The organism is Streptomyces sp. NPDC054813, from assembly GCF_053611365.1.
In genome coordinates this window covers 227,289-250,832 of record NZ_JBSHAF010000010.1, presented here as the reverse complement: position 1 = coordinate 250,832, position 23,544 = coordinate 227,289, and the positions used below count along the sequence as shown (strand labels likewise).

The window sequence follows — 23,544 nt, the reverse complement described above, 5'->3', positions numbered from 1 at the left end:
ACCTCCGGACGGGGCCGGCCGGGAGGCACCGCCCGTCTCCGCACGAACGGCAAGAAACCAGAACCGCCCCCGCCTGTCGCCGAGCCCGGCACTCCGGAACGAAGTGGAGCCGCCCGCACCAGCGGGCGCGCCCCAGTCCCTCGAAGATCCAGAACCGCCCCCGCCTGTCGCCGAGCCCGGCACTCCGCGAGGAAGCGGAGCCGGCCGTATCCGCCGTCGCGCCCGGCACCCCAATGGAGCTGATGCAGTGAACCCCCTGACCACCCGTGTCTTCGATCTCCCCGAGCAGTCGTCCGCCAAGGCCGACCCGGCCCTGATCGCCGACGACGAGCGGCACTTCGTTGCCATCGCGCGGTGTCTCGACGAGACGATCGCCGAACTTTCCGACCGGCTCGACACCGAACTCAAGGCGCCGGGCGGCACCGGCCGGGCCGCGATGGACCGGGACATCGAGGTCCACCGGCTGACCGGACGGCTGCGCACCCTGCGCCGTTTCGGCCTGGACCTGTGCCTGGGGCGCGTCGTGGGCGCGGACCACCCCGAGCCCGTGTACATCGGCCGGCTGGGCCTCACCGACAGCGAGGGCCGCCGGCTGCTGCTCGACTGGCGGTCACCCGCGGCCGAGCCGTTCTTCGCGGCGACCCACGCCGGCCCGATGGGGCTGCGCAGCCGCCGCAGATACCGCTGGACGGACGGCCGGATCAGCGACTACTGGGACGAGGTGTTCACCGCCGACGGGCTCGAAGGGCATGCCGCGCTCGACGACCAGTCAGCGTTCATCGCGAGCCTCGGCGCCGACCGGTCGGAGCGGATGCGGGACGTGCTCGCCACCATCCAGGCCGACCAGGACGCGATCATCCGCGCCGGATCCCGCGGCGCCCTCGTCGTCGACGGCGGCCCGGGTACCGGCAAGACCGTCGTCGCCCTGCACCGCACCGCCCACCTCCTGTACTCCGACCCGCGCCTCGGCCACCGGCGGGGCGGTGTCCTGTTCGTCGGCCCGCACCGGCCCTACCTGAACTACGTCTCCGACGTGCTGCCCAGCCTCGGCGAGGAGGGCGTCCAGACCTGCGTCCTGGCCGACCTCGTCGACGAGGGAGCCGCGGCGACGCCCGAGGCCGACCCGGAGGTGGCCCGCCTGAAGTCGTCCGCGGACATGGTGCGGGCGATCGAGACGGCCGTCCGTTTCTACGAGGAGCCGCCCGCCACGGGCATGACGGTCGCCACCGACTGGGGCGACCTGTGGCTGAGCGCCGACGACTGGGCCGACGCGTTCCGGGCACCGGGGCCGGGCACACCGCACAACGAGGGCCGTGAGCAGATCTGGGAGGAACTCGCGACCATCCTGCTGGACAAGCACACCGGCGACGACGTCCCGCCCGAGCGGTTCCGTAGGTCGCTCCAGCAGGACAGGGAGCTGACCGACACCCTGAACGGCGCCTGGCCGCTGCTGGAGGCCGGTGACCTGGTCGGCGACCTGTGGTCGGTGCCCGCCTATCTGCGGATGTGCGCCCCCTGGCTCGACCGCGACGACGTACGGCTGCTCCAGCGCGCCGACGCCCAGGCCTGGACCGTGTCCGACCTGCCGCTCCTGGACGCGGCCCGGCAGCGGCTCGGCGACCCGGCGGCGGCCCGGCGCAGGCAGCGGCAGGAGGCCGCGCTCGCCGCCCAGCGCGAGCGCATGGCACAGGTCGTCGACAACCTGATCGGGGCCGCCGTCGACTCCGGCGCCGACGGGGACGACGGCGAGGGCCTGGTGCGGATGCTGCGCGGCGAGGACGCCAAGGTCAGCCTGGTCGACGAGTCCGAACTGCTCACCCTCGCCCCGGACCTTCTGGCCGGCCCGTTCGCGCACATCGTCGTCGACGAGGCCCAGGAACTGACCGACGCCGAATGGCAGATGCTGTTGCTGCGCTGCCCGTCCCGGAGCTTCACCATCGTCGGGGACCGTGCCCAGGCCAGGCACGGGTTCGCGGAGTCGTGGCGGGAACGCCTGGAGCGGGTCGGATTCGACCGGATCACCCTGGCCTCGCTCAGCATCAACTACCGCACACCCGAGGAGATCATGGCGGAGGCCGAGCCGGTCATCCGGGCCGCGCTCCCCGACGCCAACGTGCCGACCTCGATCCGCGGCAGCGGCCTGCCCGTCGTCCACGGATCCGTCGACCGGCTGGCCCCGATCCTCGACGGCTGGCTCGCCGCGCACGCCGAGGGCATCGCCTGCGTGATCGGCGATCCCGCCTTCACCGCGACACCCCGGGTCCGCTCGCTCACCCCGCAGCTGTCGAAGGGGCTCGAATTCGACCTGGTCGTCCTCGTCGACCCGGAGGACTTCGGCACGGGCGCCGAGGGCGCCGTCGACCGCTATGTCGCCATGACCCGGGCGACCCGGCAGCTGGTCGTCCTGACCAGCACCCCCTAGGGAAGATCCTCCGGGAACAGGGACAGCTCGGCCCAGATCGTCTTGCCCTCGCCGGTGTGCCGGGTGCCCCAGCGCTGGGTCAGCTGCGCCACCAGCAGCAGGCCCCGGCCGCCCTCGTCCCAGGTCTTGGCCCGGCGCAGGTGCGGGGCGGTGTGACTGGTGTCGGAGACCTCGCAGATCAGCCTGGTCGTGTCGTGGATCAGGCGGAGCCGGATGGGGCGGGCGCCGTAGCGGATGGCGTTGGTGACCAGTTCGCTGACCACCAGCTCCGCCGTGAAGGCGGCCATGGTCAGGTCCCACACGTCCAGCTGCTCCACCACCTGCTTGCGGATCGGCGCGACCAGGGCGGGGTCGGCGGGGACGTCCCAGGTCGCCACCCGGGACGGCGGCAGGCCCTGGGTACGGGCCAGCAGCAGGGCCACGTCGTCGGCCGCGCCGCCCGACGGCAGCAGGGCGTGCAGGATCCGGTCGCAGGTCTCGTCCAGCGAGTCGCTGTACGCCGCCAGCGCCTCGTGGAGGAGCCGGCGACCGGTGTCCGGGTCACGGTGCGGGGAGGCGATCAGCCCGTCCGTGAACATGGCCAGCACGGTGCCCTCGGGCAGTTCGATCTCGGTGGACTCGAACGGCAGCCCGCCCAGGCCCAGCGGGGGACCGGCGGGCAGGTCCACCTCGTGGAGGCGGTGACCCGGGCGCAGTACGACGGGGGGCGGATGACCGGCGCGGGCCATGGTGCAGTGCCGGGACACCGGGTCGTAGACGGCGTACAGACAGGTCGCGCCGAGCTCTCCGGGGCTGCCCTCGCCGCCCAGCTCCTCCGACAGCCGGACCACCAGGTCGTCGAGGTGGGTGAGCAGCTCGTCCGGAGCCAGGTCGATGTCGGCCAGGGTGCGTACGGCGGTGCGCAGCCGGCCCATGGTCGCCGAGGCCTGCACACCGTGGCCGACGACGTCCCCGACGACCATGGCGACCCGCAGCCCGGACAGCGGGATCACGTCGAACCAGTCGCCGCCCACCCCGGCCCGGGCGGCCGGCAGATAGCGGGAGGCGGCCTGCAGGGCCGCGGTGTGCGGCAGCGTCCGGGGCAGCAGGCTGCGCTGCAGGGCCAGGGCGGTCTCGCGCTCGCGGGAGTAGCGGCGGGCGTTGTCGATGCAGACGGCGGCCCGGGCGGTGATCTCCTCGGCCAGCAGCACGTCGTCCGGGTCGAACGGGTCGGGCCGCCGGTGGCGGGTCAGCACCGCGACCCCCAGGGTCGTCCCGCGCGCCTGGATCGGCACGGCCATCGAGGAGTGGATGCCGAACTCGCGCACCCGCTCCCCGCGCAGCTTGTGCCAGGTCAGCCACTGGGTCATCTCGCCGGACGCCACCTGGGCCACGATGGTGTGTCCAGCGGTCAGCGAGTCGGCCTGCGGGGAGGAGGCCGGGTAGGACTCGTTGTGACCGGGCTTGAGCACCGCCTCGGGGACGCCGGGCAGCACGGACTGGTGCGCGACACGGCGCAGCGTGACCGGCACCGTCAGCCGGGTCGGGAGGTCGCCGCCGTTCTCCGGCGGGTCCAGCAGGTCGACGGTGACGAAGTCGGCGAGGGCCGGCACGCAGACGTCCGCCAGCTCCTGCGCCGTACGGGTGACGTCCAGGGTGGTGCCGATGCGCACGCTCGCCTCGTTGACCAGCTGGAGCCGTTCCCTGGCCAGGTAGTTCTCGGTGATGTCGTGCGCTGCCAGGCTCACCCCCAGCACGCGTCCCGCGGCATCGGTGACCGGCGCCATCCGGGCCAGCCAGGCGTGTGCCCGCTCCTCGCCGCCGGTACGCATATAGCTCTGCACGTCCAGCGGGCGGCCCGTGTCCAGCACCTGGAGCATGTTCCGCTCCAGCTCCTCGCTCTGCGGCTTGCCGCCGATCTCGGTGATCCTGAGCCCCTGGATCCGCTCCTCGGGCAGGCCGATGACCTCGGCCATCGCGTCGTTCACCCGGCGCAGCCGCAGTTGCGCGTCGTAGACCGCGATCGCGCACGGCGACTGGATCAGCGCGGCGGTGGCCAGCGGATCGTCCGGGGCGGGTGGGGTGCCACCGGGCACCGGGGAGAAGACGAGCCAGCGTCCGGCACGCTCGTCGTGTGCCGTGCGGTGGTGGGCGACCAGCCAGACCGGGACCGTACGGCCGTCCCGGTGCCGGAGTTCGAGGGTGCCGTCCCAGCGGATGCCCACGGGCACGGGCGGCGGGTCCCCGGCCAGCAGCAGCGCCGCGGGCCGGCCCACGACTTCGGCGGCCGGGTGGCCGAGGAGCCGCCGTGCGCCCTCGTTCCACTCGACCAGTGTGCCGTCCTCGTCGATGACAGCCCGGGCCGTCGCCGCATCGTCGAACGGATAGACCCGGCTCATCTCGCCACTCCCAAGCGCACACTCACAGTCAACAGGTGCACCACAGGTGTTCAGCCTAGTGCGTCGGGACCGCCCGTGACCGCCAGGCACCGGCGGCCGTTCGGGCAGGACAGGCCCCTGTCCGGGGAGCCGAACGGGGACCGGTCGACGGGACGAAAGCCAGGGCCGACCGCCTCCGGACCCTTGACTATCGCAAGTGGTACACCGTCAGAATCTGTTTGTTCACGATCAGTTGTGAGTAGTTCTGGGCCCTGATGAGGGAGAGCCGCACCATGACGGTCACTCGCAGATCGGTTCTGGCAGCCGCCACGGCAGCCCCGACGGCCGGCGCCCTGCTGGGCGCCCCGGGCGCCTGGGCGGTCCCGGAGCCGGATACGGCCACGCAGGTCACCGGCCGCCGCACGGTCGCCCTCCGGGACGGCTGGCGGTTCGCGCTGGTCGACCCGGGCGGGATCACCGACCCGACGGGCGCCTACGCGGACGCCGCCGACCCCGGGTACGACGACTCGGCCTGGCGCCAGGTCGCCGTACCGCACGACTGGAGCATCGAGCAGACCCCCACCACCGAGCACGGCACCACCAGCGGCACCGGCTTCTTCCCCGGCGGCCTCGGCTGGTACCGGCTCGCCTTCACCCTGCCGCCCGGCTACGCCGGCAAACGGATCTCGGTGGAGTTCGACGGCGTCTACATGGACTCGTACGTCTACTGCAACGGCACCCAGGTCGGACGCCACCCGTACGGCTACACCGGGTTCGCCCTCGACCTCACCGGGCTGCTGCACACGGACGGCAGCACCGAGAACGTCCTCGCGGTCAAGGTGCAGAACCAGCTGCCCAGCAGCCGCTGGTACTCGGGCAGCGGCATCTACCGCGAGGCCCGCCTGGTGGTGACCGACCACGTGCACGTGGCGCGCTGGGGGACGTACGTCACCACACCGGACATCACCGCCGAGCGGGCCGTGGTGCGGGTGCGGACCGCCGTCGTCGACGAGTCCGGAGCGGGCGCGGACGTCACGGTGGTCTCCCGGATCGTCGACCCCGACGGCCGTACGGTCGCCCGTACCTCCTCCACGGTCACCGTCACCGGATCCGGCTCCGGCCCCGGTGAGACCGTCGAGACCCATGAACTGACCGTCGTACGACCGAAGTTGTGGTCCATCGAGACCCCGCACCGCTACACCCTGCACACCGAGCTCCGGGTCGGCGGCACCACCACCGACACCTACCGCACGGTCTTCGGCGTCCGCGGCTACCGCTTCGACCCCGACGAGGGCTTCACCCTCAACGGCGTGCACACCAAGATCAAGGGCGTCGACCTCCACCACGACCAGGGCGCCCTCGGCGCGGCGATCAGCGCCGACGCGGTGCGCAGACAGATGACCATCATGAAGTCGATGGGTGTCAACGCCTTCCGCACCTCGCACAACCCGCCCTCGCCGCAGATGATCGAGGTCTGCGAGGAGCTGGGGATCGTGATGATGGTGGAGGCCTTCGACTGCTGGCGGACCGGCAAGACCAAGTACGACTACGGCCGGTTCTTCGACGAGTGGTGCGAGAGCGACGCCACCGAGATGGTCCTCGCGGCCCGCAACTCACCCGCCGTCGTGCTGTGGTCCATCGGCAACGAGATCCCCGACTCCACCTCCACCGCCGGCCTCACCATGGCCGACCGGATCATCGCCGCCGTCAGAGCCGCCGACGACACCCGCCCCCTGGTGATCGGCTCCGACAAGTACCGCGGGGTGCCGAAGCAGGGCTCCGCCGCCGACCTGATGCTCGCCAAGCTCGACGGACTCGGCCTCAACTACAACACCGCCAAGTCGGTGGACGCGCTGCACGCCGCCTACCCGCACCTCTTCCTCTTCGAGTCCGAGTCCTCCTCGGAGACCTCGACCCGCGGCGCGTACCAGGAGCCGGAACACCTCAACACGGGGGAGAACCACACGCCCGGGCGGCGGGCGACCTCGTCGTACGACAACAACCTGGCCTCCTGGACGATGAGCGGCGAGTACGGCCACAAGAAGGACCGGGACCGGAAGTGGTTCGCCGGCCAGTTCCTCTGGTCGGGCATCGACTACATCGGCGAGCCGACGCCGTACAACGTGTTCCCGGTCAAGGCGTCCTTCTTCGGCGCGGTCGACACGGCCGGCTTCCCGAAGGACATGTACCACCTCTTCCGCAGCCAGTGGGTGAGCGAGCCCATGGTGCATCTGCTGCCGATGAGCTGGAACCACGAGGCGGGCGACACGGTCGAGGTGTGGGCGTACGCCAACGTGCCCGCCGTCGAGCTGTTCCTGAACGGGAAGTCCCTGGGGGTGCGGGAGTTCGACACCAAGACGACGACGGACGGCCGTACCTACCTGGAGACCACCGAGGCCACCGGCGACGACAAGACCTTCACCACCGGCCCCTACCCGGGCAGTTACACCAGCCCGAACGGCAGCGCGGGGAAACTGCACCTGACCTGGAAAGTGCCCTACCGGCCGGGCGAGCTGAAGGCGGTGGCCCGGCGCGACGGCAAGGCGGTCGCGACCGACGTCCTGCGCACCGCCGGTGCCCCGCACACCGTCCGCCTCACCGCCGACCGAAGGTCCCTGGCCGCCGACGGGCGGTCACTGGTCTTCGTGACCGCCGAGATCGTCGACGCGCACGGTGTGGTGGTGCCCGACGCCGAGCACCTCGTCTCCTTCGCGGTTTCCGGCGGCTCGCTCGCCGGGCTCGACAACGGTCGCGAGGAGAGCGCCGAGCGCTACCAGGCCAGCACCCGGACCGCCTTCCACGGCAAGGCGCTCGCCATCGTCCGCGCCGGTACGGAGCCGGGCGCCCTCAGGGTGACCGCGCGGGTGGACGGCCTGAGCAGGGGCACCGTGACCGTCCACACCACGCCCGCCCGCTCGGTGGCCCGCACCCCCGCCCCCGACTTCGGCCCGGACCATCCGGCCCCGCCCGGCCATCCCTCCGCGGACGCCAGTTACTCGGGCCGTCCGGACACCCTCCCGGCCGCCATGCTGGACGGCGACGCGGCCACCGGCTGGTCCAACGCCTTCGCCAAGTCGGCCACCGCCCTGCTGCCCGCGTTCAGCGGCGCCCGCACCGAGGACTGGGTGTCGGTGGACTTCGGACGCACCCGCACCTTCGACCGGGCGGACGTCTCCTTCACCGTGGACGCGACCCATGCGCTGCCCGCGTCGGTCGAGGTGGCGGTCTGGGACGGCGGGGCGTACCGGGCGGTGGAGGGTACGACGGTGGACTGGGCCACCGCCTCGGACGCCCCGACGGTCATCACCTTCACCCGGGTACACGGCTCCCGGCTCCGGCTGACCCTGACCAGCGCCCACCCGGGGGAGACCTCGGGGGCGCTGCGGATCAGCAGGCTCGACATCTGACGCCGACGGGCGCGGCGCGGACGTCCGGCCGCCGAGCCGCGCCCGGAGGTACCGCAGGATTCCGCTCTGACCTGCGGGTATTTACGGGCGAGTACCCGCGCGGTACCGTGAAGGGCATGCCAGCTCTCAACGTGGAGTTCAGCGACCGCGAGCTAGAGGACCTGCGGCAGATAGCCAAGGAGCGCGGTACGTCCATGAAAGCCCTCGTCCGTGAGGCGGCCGCCGCCGACATCGCCCGGCACCGGGCGTTGCAGGAGGGGGCGGAGGAGTTCCGCCGGTTCTTCGCCGCGCACGCCGCCGAGTTCGCGGCCGCCTTCCCGGACGACGAGCCGTCCGCGAAGGGCGAGGCCGCCTGAGCCATGCCGCCGGTCATCCATATCGACGTGCCCTGGCTCCTGCAGCGCCATGAGGAAGTGCTGCCGGACCAGCCCACTGTCGACGACTTCTCCACCCTGGTCGCCGCCGTCGCCCGGCACCGCGTCGACCCGCCCCGGCTCGGTGTGGACTCCGACCCGGCCTGGCGGGCCGCCGCCCTGCTGCACACCCTCGCCCTGCTCAAGCCGCTGCCCTCGGCCAACGCGCGGTTCGCCTGCGCGACCGCCGTGGCCTACATGTTCGTCAGCGGCGTGGGCATCGACCCGCCTTACGGAGCCCTCGTCGACCTCGCCCGCGACCTGATCGACGGCAAGGCCGACGTCTACGCCGCGGCGGACCGGCTCCGTTCCTGGCAGCTCTGACCCGCCCGGACCTGCGGGTAAGGCTGCCTCCGGCGCCTCGGGGGCCGCCGGCCACGGGCGGGAGGAACGGGGCCGGCGGCCTGTTTCGCGCAGAAGAGCCGCCGTTCTGCGCGGGGCCGTACGAGGAGGGCCGGTCACCAGTGGACTACCCGTACGGATGGGCCGGGAGCGTGCGCGCGGGACCGGAGCGGGTGCACCGTTCACACGGGGTGTGCGTAAAAGTGAATACGGCCGTGACAGGACAATGGCCACGGCCGCCTTTCTGACATTCTGTCAATGCTGTCGATGTTGTACAGGCGCCTTGTTGCTTGTGTGAGACTTGTGCGAGGGTGAAACATCCCCGCGGGGGGTAATGGCCAGGAACTATTCCGCAGTTGGGGAACGCGACCGACGCCATGCCGGTCAATTCCCGCTCCCCGTACGCGCACCGAAGAGGTACGCACCACCGCACCAAAGGAATCCGCTCAGTGCCCACCCCCCACCCGCCTCGACCCCCCTATCCGCCGCCGGGCGGTGACGCCGGGGAGTCCGACGAGTCCCTCGCCGCCCCGCTGCGCGCCGGATCCGACATCGAGGCCTCCCGGTCCGCCGCGCTGCTCATGGCCCGGCACTGGCGCCCCGTACAGGAATACGCGGTCATCTGTCTGGCCGCCTCCGGGCCCGTCGCTCACATGGTCGCGGCCGCCGCCTTCCACCAGGTTCTCGACCGGGTGGCCCTGGGGGAGAGTGCCGACACGCTCCGGCCCCGACTGCTGGTCTCCGTCCGCGACACGGTCGCCAACTGGTCCGCCGAGGACCGAATATCGGAGGTTCTTCCGGACCTCGGGAAACCTGCCGGCGGCCGCGGTATGCGCGCCGCGAAGTCCATGACACCGGAAAACCGCACCCTCGCGGAGCGTTCATTCCTGGGTCTTCCGGCGCTCGCCCAGAGTCTGCTGTGGCACATCGAGGTCGAGGCGGAACCGATAACCGTACCGGCCGGTCTGTTGGGCATGGACACGGCAACCGCGGGGGCCGCGCTCGAAGACGCCCGGGAGAAATTCCGGGAGGGCTGTGTCCGCGCCCACCGGGAACTCGCGCCGTCCCAGGAGTGCCGCTACTACAACCGGCTGCTGGACGTTCCGCTGCGCCGGGGCGGCGCGCTGCTGCCGGATGTCCAGCAGCATCTCGCGGAGTGCCCGTACTGCCGGGCCGCCGCCGAACAGCTCGGCCAGGTCGAGGGCGGTCTGGGGGCGCTGCTCGTCGAAGCGGTGCTCGGCTGGGGAGCCCGCCGGTACCTCGACTCCCGTCCGGGACGCAAGGGCGGCGAGGGAGAGCCCCGTACCCGTTCCTCCTCCCGGCGCTCCGGAGGCGGCCGCCGCCGTGCGACGGCGCGGAACCGGATCCTGGCCCGTATCACCGTGCCGGTGCGCCGTCCGCCGGGGTCCTGGTCGTCGAAGACGCTGCTGACCAGCGTCGGTGTCGCCGGGGCGGGCCTGCTGGCCTCCGTCCTCGCGGTCAGCGCGTTGTCGGGCGGCGGCGACGGCAGCGACGCCGTGGCCTCCGCCGGCCTGGTGCCCGGCGACTCCGACCCCGAGGCGACGCCCACCTCCGGTACGGCCGCCGGGCTGCCCGCCGCCGACCACGAGACCAGGCTGCGCAACGTCGCCGCCCAGCTGTGCCTGGACATCAACGGCGCGCCGAAGGCCGGGGCGAGTGTCGTCCTGGCGGTGTGCTCCTCCTCCTCGACCCAGGAATGGACGTACCAGAACGACGGCGAGCTGCGCAGCGTGGCCGACCGCGGGCTGTGCCTGGACTCGCACGCGGACGGCGGAGTGGTCATCCTCGGCACCTGCGCGGACGCCGGTACCGAGCGCGGTGACGACGTGCGCTACGACCTCACCGTCCAGGGCGAGCTGCTGCCCCGCTGGGACCAGACCCTCGCCCTCGCCACGGCCGGCGAGGACGCGGGCGCCGACATCGTCGTGAAGGTCCGCGACCGCTCCAGCGCCCAGCACTGGCTGACCGACCCGCCGGCCCCGTCCCAGAGCTCCGGCTCTCTCTCCATCGCCGGAACCGGCGGTCCTTCGGCCCAGCCGGCGGAACTCTCCGGCAACTAGACGCTTCACACAAGACGCCGTGCCGGGCCGGTTGTCGTGCCGCCGATCAGGGCGAGCGGACAGACCGGCAGGAAGGACCGGTCCGGGGAGATGGCCGGCAGCCCGCCGACGAAGTCCGGCGTCGCCGGGCCGACGTACTTCGGCGCCTTCGCGGCGATGATGCTCGCGGTGGCCAGGCCGACGACGAACGGCCGCGGCGTGGCGATCCACGAGAGGAACGCGGCCCCGGCAGCGCGGCGAGGCAGGCTGCGTGTGCCGCGAGGACGAGGGGGCTCCAGCGGGGAACGGCGGTGGGGCGCGGCGGCGGGTGGACGGCCGAGGGTTCCGTGTCGCGGGGCCTGCGACGGACCGGAGGCCGTCCCCGAGGGGTTCCGCCGACGCCGGAGCCGGGTCAAGTCGACGGCCAGAGGGCTGTTCATCCGGCTTTCGCGGCTGCAGTGGATGATTCGGCCGTCGCCGGAGGGTCTCAGTCCTGATCGGCGTCCGGTCCCTGGGCCCGGACCCGTTCGACGTGCTCCAGCGAGTCGCGGAGCTCGGCCAGCCAGTCGTCGGTGTGCTTCTGGACCAGCCGCACGCACCAGGCCAGTGCCTCACTGCGGCTGCGTGCCACACCCCCGGCGATCAGTGTGTCCAGCACCTGGCGCTCGGGCTGGCGCAGCCGGGTCATCACCGGCGCGGCCACGTGTGTGAACAGCGCCCGCTGCCCGGCGCACTCCACGCCCCACGCCACCTTGCGGCGGAACTGGTGCTCCGCCTCCTGGGCCACCCCGATCCGGGTCTCCCGGGTGCGCTCCCGGAACTCCTGGATCCGGCCCTCCACGGCGGCCTCCCGCTCGGCGTCCGAGACACCGTCCGCCAGCTTGGGCCCGGGGATGCGCCCGACGACGGTGATCTCCTCGCGGTCCACCGTCACCTCGACCAGTTCCTCGAACAGGTCGTCGGGCAGCCGGCCGGCGAACCAGCCGCGCAGCTTCTCTCGTTGCTCTTGAGTAATCATGTAATGACGATTACTCCGTTGCATCGCAAAGACAAGGGCTTGCGGAGAAGTCCGCCGACAGCGGAAGCGGAATGTTTCAGGACGATTAACGAGGCGATGAGAACCGGCCATCCGGCTGTTTCGGGCGATCAAGAACCGCTCCGTTGGGCGGTCGACGCGCGTGAACTCCGTGACTTCACGCCACTGATTCAATACGCAAGGTTACTGAAACCTGTGGGTTGGATGTGTGTTTCGCCTGCGGACTCGGCAGAGTGGCGCCCGCCGCCCCGGCACCCACCGGGTCGTGGGCGGCACCCGTCGAATCAAGCGGAAGGATGCACACAATGCGAACCACCGCGCGCTGGGCAGCGACCCTCGGCCTCACGGCCGCCGCCGTCTGCGGACCCCTGACGGGGGCCGCCGTCGCCGCCCCGAGCTCGCTCTACGCGCCCTCGGCCCTGGTGCTCACCACCGGCCACGGCACTGACGCGGCCACCGCCACACCCGAGCGCGCCGTCACCCTGAACTGCGCCCCCGCCGCGTCCGGCACCCACCCGGCGGCCGCCCAGGCCTGCGCCGAACTGAGCGGCGCCGGCGGCGACTTCGACGCCCTGGCGCCCAGAACCGACGTGTGGTGCACCAAGCTCTACGACCCCGTCGTCGTCACGGTCGACGGCGTCTGGCAAGGCAAGCGCGTCTCCTATGAACGCACCTTCGGCAACCAGTGCATGAGGGACGCCTACGGCGTCAGCGTCTTCTCCTTCTGAGCCCGGGATCGCACGGTCCTCGTGACTGCCGGAACAGGTCCGCAACTGGGGAGTGCGGCCCCTGGAACGGGGAACCTGCGATCTCGCACCGGGGGCCGGCGGGCAGTGTGGGGCTGCCCGCCGACCCCCGGCATCACCGCCGCGCCCCCGCGCTCCCGTCCCGGGGAAGCCCGGGGAGCGGCGGAAATCGCCCCAGCAGACCAGAGGCCCTGAGCAGCCGCGGAATGCGGGGCCCCTCGCACACCAGTCGGAGCCGCCCGCCCCGCTCCCTGGCCCGCGTCTCGGCCCGGCACAGCACCCGCAGCCCCGAGCAGTCGAGAAAGTCCAGCCGCCGCAGATCGACGAGGACATCCGGCTCGGTCCCGGCGGTGGCCGCGAGCAGATGCCCGGCGACCAGATCCTCGGTGGCGATGTCCACCTCGCCGAAGACCTCGACGACGAGATACGTCCCGCACCGGCGGCTGCGCGCACAGGAGTTGGCGGCGGGCAGCCCGGGTTCGTCCGCTTCCGGCGTCATCTCTGCTCCCCCTGGTACAGGGCGCGTACGGGACCGGTTGGTACCCGTCGAGGGCGCCTGCCATCCCTGATGCGGGCGGCGCAAGATCAGGTTCACTCGACCCGGTGAATTTCTCTCAAATGGCTTGACTGGCAGCGCTTTGCGAAAGGCGAAGGGCCGCCGTCTCCCTGCTGACGGCGACCCCTCGGTCTTCGGCGGCTCCGAGAAGTTCACGTCACATGTGAACGACCGGTGCCGCGTCCGCGTCCTGCTGCGGCACCCCCTTGCGGAACAGCAGGAAGGCGATCACCGCGCCCGCGGCGAACATGCCGGCCGACCACCAGAACGCGGTCGTGTAGCTCTCGATCGTCGCCTTGGCCTGTACGAGCTTGCTGGTCGCGTCCCGCCCGGCCAGGTAGTCCGTCGCCGCGCTCGCCGCGAGCGTGTTGAGCAGCGCCGTACCGATCGAACCGCCCACCTGCTGCATGGCGTTGACCGTCGCGGAGGCGACGCCCGCTTCGTCGGCCGTCACCCCGCCCGTGGCCAGCTGCATGGACGCCGGCATGACCAGGCCGAGGCCGAGGCCGGTCACGATCAGCTGCGGCAGCACCGCGCTGACGTAGCTGGAGCCGACGTCGATCCCGGTCAGCCAGGCCATGCCGAGCGCGGAGACCGCGAAGCCCAGCGGGACAACCGCCTTCGGGCCGATCCGCGGCACCAGGACCTGGGTGCCGACCTGCGCGGTCACCATCAGGGCGCCGATCATCGGCAGGAACGCCAGACCGGTCTTCGTCGGGCTGAAGCCGAGGTTCAACTGCAGGTAGTAGGTGAGGAAGAGGAACACGCCGAACATGCCGCCCGCGGAGATCAGCACGGCGAGGAACGAGGCGGCCCGGTTGCGCTCCAGCAGGATGCCCAGCGGCAGCAGCGGGTACTTGGCCTTGGTCTGCCACCAGGCGAAGGCCGCAAGGAGCACGACGCCGGCGAGCAGGAAGCCCCAGGTCAGCGGCGAACCCCAGTCGTGCGTCTCGGCGTTGGAGAAGCCGTAGACCAGCGAGAACAGACCGGCGGCGACCAGGACCGTGCCCGGCGCGTCCAGCTTGGAGTTCCCGGCGTCGCGGTGGTTGTGCAGCAGCGCCATACCGCCCGCGAAGGCGACGACGGCGATCGCGACGTTCACGTACAGCGTCGAGCGCCAGTCGAACGTGTCGGTCAGGACACCGCCGAGCAGCAGACCCACCGCGCCGCCGGCGCCGGCGATGGCGCCGTAGACGCTGAACGCCCGGGCCCGTTCACGGGCGTCGGTGAACGTGGTGTTGAGCAAAGAGAGGGCGGTCGGGGCGAGCAGCGCGCCGAAGGCGCCCTGCAGGGCGCGTGCGGTGACCAGCATCCCGAAGCCGTTCGCGGCACCGCCCAGCGCCGACACGGCGGCGAAGCCGACGACTCCCACGAGGAAGGCGGTCTTGCGGCCGAACAGGTCGGCGATGCGTCCGCCGAGCAGCAGCAGGGAGGCGAAGCTGAGGGCGTACGCGGTGACGATCCACTGCCGGTTGCCGTCGGAGAACCCGAGGTCGGCCTGGGCCGACGGCAGGGCGATGTTCACGATGGTGGCGTCGAGCACCACCATCAGCTGGGCGACGGCGATGACCGCGAGGATCCACCACCGCTTGGAGGAGGCGTCGGCGGGCGGTGCCGCCGGGGCACCGACGCGGACGTCGTCGGTCAGAGTCTTCTCAGACATGGGGGAACCACTCCAGGGAAGCCGTTCGGGATTTACCGGGAAACCGCTTCGGCGCGACGGCCGTCCCCCGGCCGCGAACGAAACGGTTTCGTACACATCGACAGTAAACCAGTTTCAGCGAAACGGCAACGTTTCGCAGAGGGTAGAAGTCGATCAAGGGTTACGGCAGGCTCGCGATCGACGCCGCGGAGCTCTACTGCGAGGTGCGGGGCGCCGTTCCGGCGCTGCTGATGATCGGCGACGCGGGCGGGAGCACCGGCCGCGACGGCACCCGGACGGCCGCGGGCGAACAGGCGGCGGACACGCGCCCGGCCATCACGGCCCTGGCCGCCGGCCGCACCCTGGTGTTCGGCAGCGGCGTGGGCGCGAGATCACCTGCGCCACCCGGCTCCGTCCGTCATCCCCCGCTCAGTCGGTGCCGGGTTCCTCGTAAGGGATGCGGTTCCGGTGCAGGACCTCGCCCAGAGTGCCCCATTCATCGCCGCCGAGTTTGGTGAGCGGACGCAGCAACTCGCTGCTGGGGCGGCCGTTGGCGAGGTAGTCCTCGTCCACCACGGCATGGAGTACCCGGCCGAAGACCAGGGTGCAGTTGCCCATGCGCAGGGTGGTGTGCGAACGGCACTCCAGGGCCACATGGGCTGCTGCCACTCTCGGCGGACTCACACACCTGCTGGCCTCGCGCTCGATGCCCGCCGTGTCGAATTCGCTGACGGAGCGAGGGAAGTCGGTGGCGGTGGCGTTGATCAGCGGCAGGAGCGGTTCGGACGAGAAGTTGACGACGAACTCCCCGGTGTCCTCGACGTTTCGCAGGGAGTCCTTCCGGCCGATCGAGGTGAACTGGACGATCGGGGGATCGGTGCTGGCGATGCTGAAGAAGGAGTGCGGGGCCAGGTTCTCGGTGCTTCCGTCCGGTGTGATCGTGGACACCCAGGCGATCGGCCGCGGAATGACGACCGATGTCAGGAACCTGTAAAATTCCGTGCTGCTCATCGCCCCAGGGGCGTAGTCCACACGCATGGAGCGAGTATCCGACCGGCGGGCGTGGGCGTACCGCAATTGGCATACGCGTGTCGTGGGACATGCGACGGCGACCGAGTCGCGTAGCTACAGAACCCCGGGGGACGGCGGTCACGGCGGGCCCGGGTCGGCAGATCGCGGCGGGCGGGCCCACCCCAGGGACCGTTCGACGGCCCGCAGCCAGTCGGCGTACTCCTCCTCCCGCCGCTCGGGGTCCATGTCGGGCAGCCACTGGGCGGCCCGGTGCCAGTTGTGACGCAGCACTTCCAGGTCCGGCCAGTAGCCCGCGGCGAGCCCGGCAGCGTAGGCCGCGCCCAGGGAGACCGTCTCGGCGACCATGGGCCTCACCACGGGCACGTCGAGCACGTCCGCCACGAACTGCATGAGCAGGTTGTCCGCGGTCATGCCCCCGTCCACCTTGAGCTGCTGGAGGGCGACCGGGAAGTCGGCGTTCATGGCGTCGACGACCTCACGTGTCTGCCATCCGGTGGCCTCCAGGACCGCGCGCGCCAGGTGTCCCTTGGTGATGTAGGAGGTGAGTCCGACGATGACGCCGCGTGCGTCGCTGCGCCAGTGCGGCGCGAACAGGCCTGAGAAGGCGGGGACGATGTAGCAGCCGCCGTTGTCCTCGACCGTCCGCGCCAGGGTCTCGATCTCCGGAGCGCTGCTGATCAGACCCAGGCGGTCACGGAACCACTGGACGAGTGCTCCGGTGACGGCGATCGACCCTTCCAGGGCGTAGGCCGGCCGCTGGTCGTCGATCTTGTACGCGACGGTGGTGAGGAGTCCGTGCCGGGACCGCACGATGTCGCTGCCGGTGTTGAGCAGCAGGAAGCTGCCCGTACCGTACGTGCACTTCGCCTCGCCCGGGGAGAAGCAGGTCTGGCCGAAGAGTGCGGCCTGCTGGTCGCCGAGCGTGGCCGTGATGGCGACACCCGGGAAGAGCGAGCGGGCTTCGCCGTAGGTCTCGGCGGAAGACCTGATCTCAGGCAGCATCGAGCGGGGCACCCCGAAGAAGGCCAGCAACTCTTCGTCCCAGGTGAGCGTGCGGATGTTCATCAGCATCGTGCGGCTGGCATTGGTGACGTCGGTGATGTGCAGGCCGCCGTCGGCCCCTCCGGTGAGGTTCCAGATCAGCCAGCTCTCCATCGTTCCGCACAGCACCTCGCCGTTCGCGGCGCGCTGCTCGAGACCCTTGACGTGGTCGAACAGCCAGCGGATGCGCAGCGCGGAGAAGTAGGTCGACGGCGGCAGACCGCACCGTTCCAGGAAGAACTCCTCGCCGGGGCGCTGCCTCAGCTCCTCGACCAGCGGCGCCGTGCGGGTGTCCTGCCAGACGATCGCCCGGCCGAGCGGGGCCCCGGTCCGCCGGTCCCAGAGCACGGTCGTCTCGCGCTGGTTGGCCAGGCCGATGGCGGCAATCTGCCCCGTGTCGACACCCGCGCCGCCCAGCGCCTCGGGTCCGATGCGCCGCAGGTTCTGCCAGATCTCGACGGCGTCGTGCTCGACCCAGCCGGGCCTGGGGAAGTGCTGCTGATGCTCCTTCTGCGCGACCGAGACCAGTCGGCCGCGGTGGTCGAACAGGATGCATCGGGTCGAGTTGGTGCCCTGATCGATGGACATTACATACCGTTCAGCCATGATCGGGTCTGCCTTCCGACGGGGCGATGTGGCGGCCGGCCAGGCCTGCTACCAGCGGGCGGCTCCCAGATCCTTGGAGATCGCCCGCGCGGCATCACGGGTCAGGGTGATCAGACTCTGCCGGGGCCGGCCCTGGCTGTCGCAGATCCGCTCGACCGGCCCGGACAGCCCGATGGCGCCGACGACGAGGCCGCCGTGACCTCGGATCGGCGCGGCGAGCCCGGCCTCGCCCATGGTCATCTCCTGGATCTCGGCGGCCCAGCCGAGTTCCCGGACCTCGGCGAGAGCGCGGGCGAGCTGGTCGCGATTGGCCAGGGTGTGCCGGGTGTAGGTCTCCAGCCCCGGCTGCCGGTCGGGCTCGATCGTCGCCGTCCCGTAGGCCAGCAGTACCTTGCCGAGCGAGGAGGCGTGCAGCGGCAGCAGGGAGCCCACGTCCAGGGTCTGGAAGGTGTCGTCCGGCCGGAACACGTGGTGGACGACGAGCACGCTGCCTTCCAGGGGTGTCCCCAGGCGGACCGACTCCCCGCTGCGGGCCGCGAGGGCATCGGCCCAGTTGAGGGAGCGGGAGCGCAGCTCGTTGATGTCCAGATAGCTGGTGCCGAGGTGCAGCAGTGCGGCTCCGAGCTGGTATTTCCCGGTCGCCGCATCCTGCTCGACGAAGTCGACGTGCTGGAGCGTGCGCAGAATGCCGTGGGCTGTGCCCTTGGCGAGCCCGAGCGAGGCCGCCACCTCGCCGAGCCCCAGTCGGCGGGGGCCGCCGGCGAGCAGGCGCAGAATCGCCGCCGCCCGTTCGATCGACTGGACTGGGCCGGCCATGAAGCGAGCCTATTACCGTGACGGACGCTTCGCTTCACGTGCGGGAGGCCGCCGCCGCGGCATCGGGAAGATCCGCGTTCGGTAATGGCGACCGCCGTTCATTGACCGCCCCGGTTTGAGTCCTTAGCTTGCAATGAGGCCGGAATGCGTGGACATATGACGCCGTACCGGTAGACAGACCACCGGGAGAGACCATGGCGGTACAACTCAAGGCGCTCCTTAGGCCGGTATACGAACACGTGTGTCCGGTACCGCCCGTCGCCGGGGCTGTCTCGACCGTGCGCCGACGTGCGGCGGCCGTACTCGCCGACTGGAACGTGTCTGCCGAGATCGTCGAGGACGCATTGCTCGTGGTGTCCGAACTGGTGACCAACGCGATCATTCACGCTTGCCCCCCGGCCGTGCTGCGGCTGTCCTGGGTACCAGGTGACGGTGTTCGCACCCTGCGTATCGAGGTATCCGACGCGGGGCCCGCGCTCCCTTCGGGGTGGTGCCCCGCCGGGGTCGACCCGGACGAGCACGGCCGCGGCGAGACGATCGTCCACGCCCTCGCGACCCGTCATGGGATACATGTCCACCCCGGCGGGACCACCCGGTGGGCCGACATCGCCCCGGGACAGAGCCTCTAGAGCACCTCTAGAGCGCGGCCTCTGCCGGGGTCGGCACGGATATCTGGCCGTCCGCGGTCTGCTTGCGGAGCAGGAGCAGGGCGGCGTCGTCGTGCAGCCGCCCGCCCACGTGGGTCAGCAGCTCGTTGTGGAGCGCGGTGAGCATGTGTGCCGGGTCCTCCGACACATGACGGGCCACGCCTTCGGCCAGCGGATAGAACTCGCGAGCGTGATCGCGGGCCTCGGTGACCCCGTCGGTGTAGAGCAGCAGCTGGTCTCCCACCGTGAAGGACAGGTGCTGGAGGCGGGGCACCTCGCCCGAGAGGGCGCGCAGCCCGAGCGGCGGCGCGGGATGAGCGGATTCCACCGCCGTGACGTCTCCAGCCGCTGATATCAGCAGCGGGGGAGCGTGTCCGCAGTTGACGACCTCCAGGTGGCCCGACCGGGGGCATCCGGCGACCACGGCGGTGACGAAGTCGTCCGGGCCGAGATTGCGGGCCAGGCTGCGCTCGATCCTGCCGACGACGGCCAGCAGGTCGGGCTCGTCGTAAGCGGCCTCGCGGAACACTCCGAGCACGAGTGCGGCGGTCCCCACCGCGGGCAGCCCCTTACCGCGCACGTCGCCGACGATCAGCCGGATGCCGTGCGGGGTGGACACCAGGGCGTAGAGGTCCCCGCCGATCCGGGCCTCCGCCGCCGCCGCGCTGTACCGGACGGCCACCTGGAACGGGCCGACGGTCTCCGGGACGGGCTGGAGCAGTGCGTGCTGGGCGGCTTCGGCGACCGAGCGTACGGCGGCGAGCACGCGCTCCCGGCGGCGACGCAGCCCGCTGGCCAGGGCGCTCGCCGCGGTGACGGCCAGCAGGGCGGACAGTACGGCCGCCACCTCACCAGCCGGAACGTTCTGCTCCATACCCAGCGTCGAGCCCAGTGCCACGGCGAGAAATCCGACGCCGAGCACACCGCGCGGCCCGTTGGTGGCGGCGGCCAGCGCGGGCCCCGCCGCCAGCAGGGGCAGCCAGATCATCCCCGCCCCTCCGGTGTTGTCCACGAGCACGACGACGGCGATGACCAGAACCGGCAACAGGGACAGTCCCGGCACCGGCTGCCCGGTGGCACGCCGGCGCCCCGGTCCCCGGGCACCGGCCATACGGTGCCCGAACAGCCGCATCGACGCGTGGTCGCCGTCGTGATGGGGGGCCTGGCTCATGTTTTCGTCCGCAGTCCTCACCTGATGTGCATCCGGAATGTCCGTTTCATCAAGCAAACGGGCTGGGCGTGGGCAGCCACAAGGAGCGGAATTTCAGATAGTGAACGAGAGACTCCTCGTCACACGGCTCGCGATCGGGAGCAGGCGCGCCGGGATCTCCCGCAACTGGGCCTGCCGCTCCACCGGCAGAGAGACTCCGAGCGAGCCCAGGATGTCCCCGCAGTACACGGGAACGGCGACGCACACCGTGCCGAGCGCGTACTCCTCGAGGTCCGTGACCGCCGGCGCCGAGGGGGACGACTCGATCCTGCGCAGCAGCTCCGGAACACTGGTGATCGTGCGCGGTGTGAGATCGGGGAGGTGGTGCCGGGAGAGATAGTCCCGGCGGGCATCCGCGTCCAGCTCGCGCAGCACGGACTTGCCCAGGGCGGTGGCATGACCGGCGTCCTCGAACCCCACCCACAGATCCACCCGCGGAGTACGGGGGCCGTCCACGATCTCGGCGACCCGGATCTCACCGTCCTCGTAGAAGGTGAGGTAGGCGGCAGCGGACAGCTCGTCCCGCAGGGCGGCGAGCGCCGGACGGACCCGGCTCAGCTGCGTCTGCGCGTGGCCCGCCGAATACAGGGACTCCACCTTGTCGCCCAGGATGAAGCCGCCGTCATCCAGTTTCCGCACGTACCCGTCGTGCACCAGCGTGCGCAGCAGGTGGTAGGCGGTGGCCAGGGGCAGCTCCGTCTCGCGTGCCAGCTGTTTCGCCGGCGCGCCGTTCTCGTGCGCACTCACCGCCTCCAGCAGGCGCAGGGCCCGCTGCACGGATGCGATGAGAGTGGGGCCATCGTGAGCGCCCATGGGACCAGACTGCGCCGGGCAGGCGGCACGGGCAAGGCAGGGATCAGCACACGACGGCGGCGAGGCGCCGCACGCGGTCCGGGCTGGGGGTGTTACCCGCAGGTCAGAGCGGGAATACGAAAGCGACCGCACACTCCTCGAAGGACTGATCCCCATGGCCGCCGAAGTCACCGGCACCTATCTCACCCTCGACGACGGTCGCCCCGCCGTCCGGTTTACCCGTACCTACGACCACCCCGCCGAGCGCGTCTGGTGGTTTGTCACCGACCCGGACGAGTCTGCCCACTGGTTCCCGTCGCGTCTCGACATCGAGCCGCGCGACGGCGGCACCGTCCGGTTCAGCGGCGACCCCCGCCAGGCGAACGCCACGGGCACGGTGCTCGCCGCCGATGAACCGCGGTACCTGTCCTTCACCTGGGGCGGCGACGAACTGCGCTTCGACCTCGAGGCGCTGGAGGAGAAGCGCACCCGCTTCACCCTGACCCAGGTGCTGGCCGAGGAGAACGCGGCCGCCCGCAACGGCGCCGGCTGGGAGGTGTGCCTGCTCGCCCTCGACGCCCTGGCCCGCGGCGAGGGACACGCCGGCCCGCACTCCGAGGACGCGGCCGACTGGCGGGAGTTCTACGACGCCTATCTGGACGCCGGGATCCCCTCCGGCGCCCCCATCCCCGGCCTCGACGCCTGACCGGTCACGTCAGCTGCCGCCGTACCAGCTCGTGCAGCCGCCCGCCGGTGTCGGCGAGCAGCTGGGCCGGCGGGCCCTGCTGGGCGACCTTGCCGTCCTCCATGACGACCACCCGGTCGGCGTCCATGACCGTCGACAACCGGTGGGCGATCACGATCCGGGTGGCGTTCAGCTTGCGGGTGCTCTCGATGACCGTGCGCTGGGTGTCGTTGTCCAGGGCGCTGGTGGCCTCGTCGAAGAACAGGATGCGGGGCCGCCGGATCAGCGCCTGGGCGATCATCAGCCGCTGCCGCTGGCCGCCCGAGATCGCCCCGCTCCCGGCGACGATCGTGTGCAGCCCCATAGGCATCCGCTTGATGTCCTCGGCGAGGCCCGCCATCTCGGCCGCCGCCATCGCCTCCTCGGGCGTGTACGGCTCGGTGCCGCAGATGACGTCCAGGATCGAGCCGGTGAACGGCTGCGCGTGCTGGAGCACCACCCCGCACTGCCGGCGCACCGCGGACTGGTCGAGCGCGCCCAGGTCCTGGCCGTCGTACAGCACGCTCCCCGAGACCGGCTTGTCGAAGCCGATCAGCAGCCGCAGCAGCGTCGACTTGCCGCAGCCGCTGGGGCCGACGATCGCCACGAACTCGCCCGGCCGTACCTCGAAGGAGACGTCGTCGAGGACGAGCGGACCGTCGTCGGAGTACCGGAAGGAGAGCCGGCGGGCCTCGATGCCGCCGGACAGCGGGCCGGGGCGGGTGCTGGCGGTGCGCACCTCGGGGGCGGCCTCCAGGACCGGCTTGATCTCCTCGAACAGCGGCAGCGCGGCCACCGCCGACACGAAGGAACCGGTCAGCTGCGTGACCGAGGTGAGCAGCATCGTCACCGACGTGTTGAAGGTGAGGAAGGCCGCCGCGTCCATGGCGCCCTTCGCCGGGCCGGCGAGCAGCATGAACATCAGCAGGGTGCAGACCGGGAGGTACACCGAACCCAGCACGGAGGTGAGGTTCTTGATCCTTCCCACCTTCTGCTGGAGTTCACGACTGCGCGCGAACTCGCCCGCCCAGGCCGCGTAGGCGTAGTTCTCGGCCGCCGCCACCCGCAGCTTGGGCAGGCCCCGCAGGGTCTGGAAGGCCTGGTTGTTCAGCTTGTTGCCGAGTACCACGAGCCGGCGCTGCCAGCGCACCTGCCACAGCCCGAGCCCCAGGAACAGCGCGCCGATGACGACGAGCATGCCGAGCGCCGCCAGCGCCATCGGGACGCTGAACCAGAACAGCAGGCCCAGGTTCATCGCGCCGACCGTCACCGACTGGGCGACCACCGGGCCGACGCCCGCCAGCAGCCGGCGGATCGCGCTGATGCCCATCGCCGCGCTGGCCAGCTCACCGGTCGAGCGCTGGGTGAAGAACCTCGTCGGCAGCCGCAGCAGCCGGTCCCAGACGGCCGGCTGGAGCGTGGCCTCGATCCGGCCCTCCAGGCGGAGGATGGTGAGGTTCTCCAGGAGCGTGAATGCCGCCGACACCACCGCGCTGATCATCACCGCCAGACAGACCTGCACGATCAGGTTCGTCTGGGCCTTCGGTACGTACTCGCCCAGCACCTTGCCGGGGGGGGGGGGGGGCCCCGGGGGGGGGGGGCCGGGGCCCCCCCCCCCCCGCGGCGCCCCCCCCGGGGGGGCCCCCGGGGCCCCCCCGCCGCGCCCCGGCCCCCCCCGCCGGGGGGGGGGCGCGG

General features: G+C 71.5%; 17 protein-coding genes and 2 pseudogenes. 8 read left to right on the top strand and 11 right to left on the bottom strand.

The window, feature by feature from the left end; translation table 11 throughout:
- Positions 1-247: 247 nt before the first annotated feature.
- On the top strand, positions 248-2,422 hold the full coding sequence (gene helR / locus ACWGJB_RS22185; protein WP_453381848.1) for an RNA polymerase recycling motor ATPase HelR: 2,175 nt from the start codon (positions 248-250) through the stop codon (positions 2,420-2,422).
- Here the strand turns inward: helR and ACWGJB_RS22180 are convergent.
- Positions 2,419-4,800, bottom strand: coding sequence for a SpoIIE family protein phosphatase (locus ACWGJB_RS22180; RefSeq protein WP_453381847.1), 2,382 nt, complete (start codon positions 4,798-4,800; stop codon positions 2,419-2,421). The two genes, helR and ACWGJB_RS22180, sit on opposite strands and share 4 nt — an antisense overlap.
- A 272-nt stretch (positions 4,801-5,072) precedes the next feature.
- Between ACWGJB_RS22180 and ACWGJB_RS22175 the strand changes: the two genes are divergently transcribed.
- The 4 genes from ACWGJB_RS22175 to ACWGJB_RS22160 all read left to right on the top strand — a co-directional run bounded on the left by ACWGJB_RS22175 (position 5,073) and on the right by ACWGJB_RS22160 (position 11,022).
- Positions 5,073-8,186 (top strand): glycoside hydrolase family 2 TIM barrel-domain containing protein, encoded by a 3,114-nt coding sequence (locus tag ACWGJB_RS22175; protein WP_453381846.1) that lies wholly within the window; start codon positions 5,073-5,075, stop codon positions 8,184-8,186.
- A gap of 116 nt (positions 8,187-8,302) precedes the next feature.
- A complete protein-coding gene (locus ACWGJB_RS22170) occupies positions 8,303-8,542 on the top strand; it encodes a hypothetical protein (RefSeq protein WP_360494007.1) in 240 nt (79 codons plus the stop codon).
- Between the two features lie 3 nt (positions 8,543-8,545).
- Complete coding sequence (locus ACWGJB_RS22165) at positions 8,546-8,923, top strand: toxin Doc (protein ID WP_453381845.1); 378 nt, start codon at positions 8,546-8,548, stop codon at positions 8,921-8,923.
- 467 nt (positions 8,924-9,390) lie between these two features.
- On the top strand, positions 9,391-11,022 hold the full coding sequence (locus tag ACWGJB_RS22160) for an RICIN domain-containing protein (RefSeq protein ID WP_453381844.1): 1,632 nt from the start codon (positions 9,391-9,393) through the stop codon (positions 11,020-11,022).
- A gap of 26 nt (positions 11,023-11,048) precedes the next feature.
- Here the strand turns inward: ACWGJB_RS22160 and ACWGJB_RS22155 are convergent.
- Positions 11,049-11,261: pseudogene (locus ACWGJB_RS22155) on the bottom strand (cytosine permease); the annotation flags it as partial.
- A gap of 227 nt (positions 11,262-11,488) precedes the next feature.
- On the bottom strand, positions 11,489-12,019 hold the full coding sequence (locus ACWGJB_RS22150) for a hypothetical protein (RefSeq protein WP_453381843.1): 531 nt from the start codon (positions 12,017-12,019) through the stop codon (positions 11,489-11,491).
- Positions 12,020-12,342: 323 nt separating this feature from the next.
- Between ACWGJB_RS22150 and ACWGJB_RS22145 the strand changes: the two genes are divergently transcribed.
- Positions 12,343-12,765: a subtilase-type protease inhibitor gene (locus tag ACWGJB_RS22145; protein WP_453381842.1), complete on the top strand. Its 423-nt coding sequence runs from the start codon at positions 12,343-12,345 to the stop codon at positions 12,763-12,765.
- 133 nt (positions 12,766-12,898) lie between these two features.
- Here the strand turns inward: ACWGJB_RS22145 and ACWGJB_RS22140 are convergent, their stop codons facing one another.
- From ACWGJB_RS22140 to ACWGJB_RS22120, 5 genes are all read right to left on the bottom strand, one after another.
- Positions 12,899-13,282 (bottom strand): STAS domain-containing protein, encoded by a 384-nt coding sequence (locus ACWGJB_RS22140; RefSeq protein WP_453381841.1) that lies wholly within the window; start codon positions 13,280-13,282, stop codon positions 12,899-12,901.
- A 214-nt stretch (positions 13,283-13,496) separates the two neighbouring features.
- Entirely contained in the window at positions 13,497-15,002 is a 1,506-nt protein-coding gene (locus ACWGJB_RS22135; protein WP_453381840.1) for an MFS transporter, read from the bottom strand.
- Positions 15,003-15,410: 408 nt separating this feature from the next.
- On the bottom strand, positions 15,411-16,019 hold the full coding sequence (locus ACWGJB_RS22130; protein ID WP_453381839.1) for a flavin reductase family protein: 609 nt from the start codon (positions 16,017-16,019) through the stop codon (positions 15,411-15,413).
- Positions 16,020-16,130: 111 nt separating this feature from the next.
- Positions 16,131-17,660 carry a glycerol kinase GlpK gene (glpK, locus tag ACWGJB_RS22125; RefSeq protein WP_453381838.1) on the bottom strand — a complete coding sequence of 510 codons (1,530 nt, stop codon included), beginning with the start codon at positions 17,658-17,660 and terminating at the stop codon, positions 16,131-16,133.
- A gap of 48 nt (positions 17,661-17,708) precedes the next feature.
- The gene (locus tag ACWGJB_RS22120; protein ID WP_453381837.1) at positions 17,709-18,476 is read right to left on the bottom strand and encodes an IclR family transcriptional regulator; all 768 of its coding nucleotides are present in this window, start codon (positions 18,474-18,476) and stop codon (positions 17,709-17,711) included.
- 194 nt (positions 18,477-18,670) lie between these two features.
- On the opposite strand from ACWGJB_RS22120, the gene ACWGJB_RS22115 reads away from it, so the two are divergent.
- On the top strand, positions 18,671-19,105 hold the full coding sequence (locus ACWGJB_RS22115) for an ATP-binding protein (protein ID WP_453381836.1): 435 nt from the start codon (positions 18,671-18,673) through the stop codon (positions 19,103-19,105).
- Between the two features lie 7 nt (positions 19,106-19,112).
- Here ACWGJB_RS22115 and ACWGJB_RS22110 read toward each other — a convergent pair whose 3' ends face one another.
- Entirely contained in the window at positions 19,113-20,294 is a 1,182-nt protein-coding gene (locus ACWGJB_RS22110; protein WP_453381835.1) for a PP2C family protein-serine/threonine phosphatase, read from the bottom strand.
- Between the two features lie 93 nt (positions 20,295-20,387).
- On the bottom strand, positions 20,388-21,146 hold the full coding sequence (locus ACWGJB_RS22105) for an IclR family transcriptional regulator (protein ID WP_453381834.1): 759 nt from the start codon (positions 21,144-21,146) through the stop codon (positions 20,388-20,390).
- 154 nt (positions 21,147-21,300) lie between these two features.
- On the opposite strand from ACWGJB_RS22105, the gene ACWGJB_RS22100 reads away from it, so the two are divergent.
- A complete protein-coding gene (locus ACWGJB_RS22100) occupies positions 21,301-21,831 on the top strand; it encodes an SRPBCC family protein (protein WP_453381833.1) in 531 nt (176 codons plus the stop codon).
- Positions 21,832-21,835: 4 nt separating this feature from the next.
- On the opposite strand, the pseudogene ACWGJB_RS22095 reads toward ACWGJB_RS22100, so the two are convergent.
- Positions 21,836-23,430 (bottom strand): annotated as a pseudogene (locus tag ACWGJB_RS22095) (NHLP bacteriocin export ABC transporter permease/ATPase subunit); the annotation flags it as partial.
- Between the last annotated feature and the right edge of the window lie 114 nt (positions 23,431-23,544).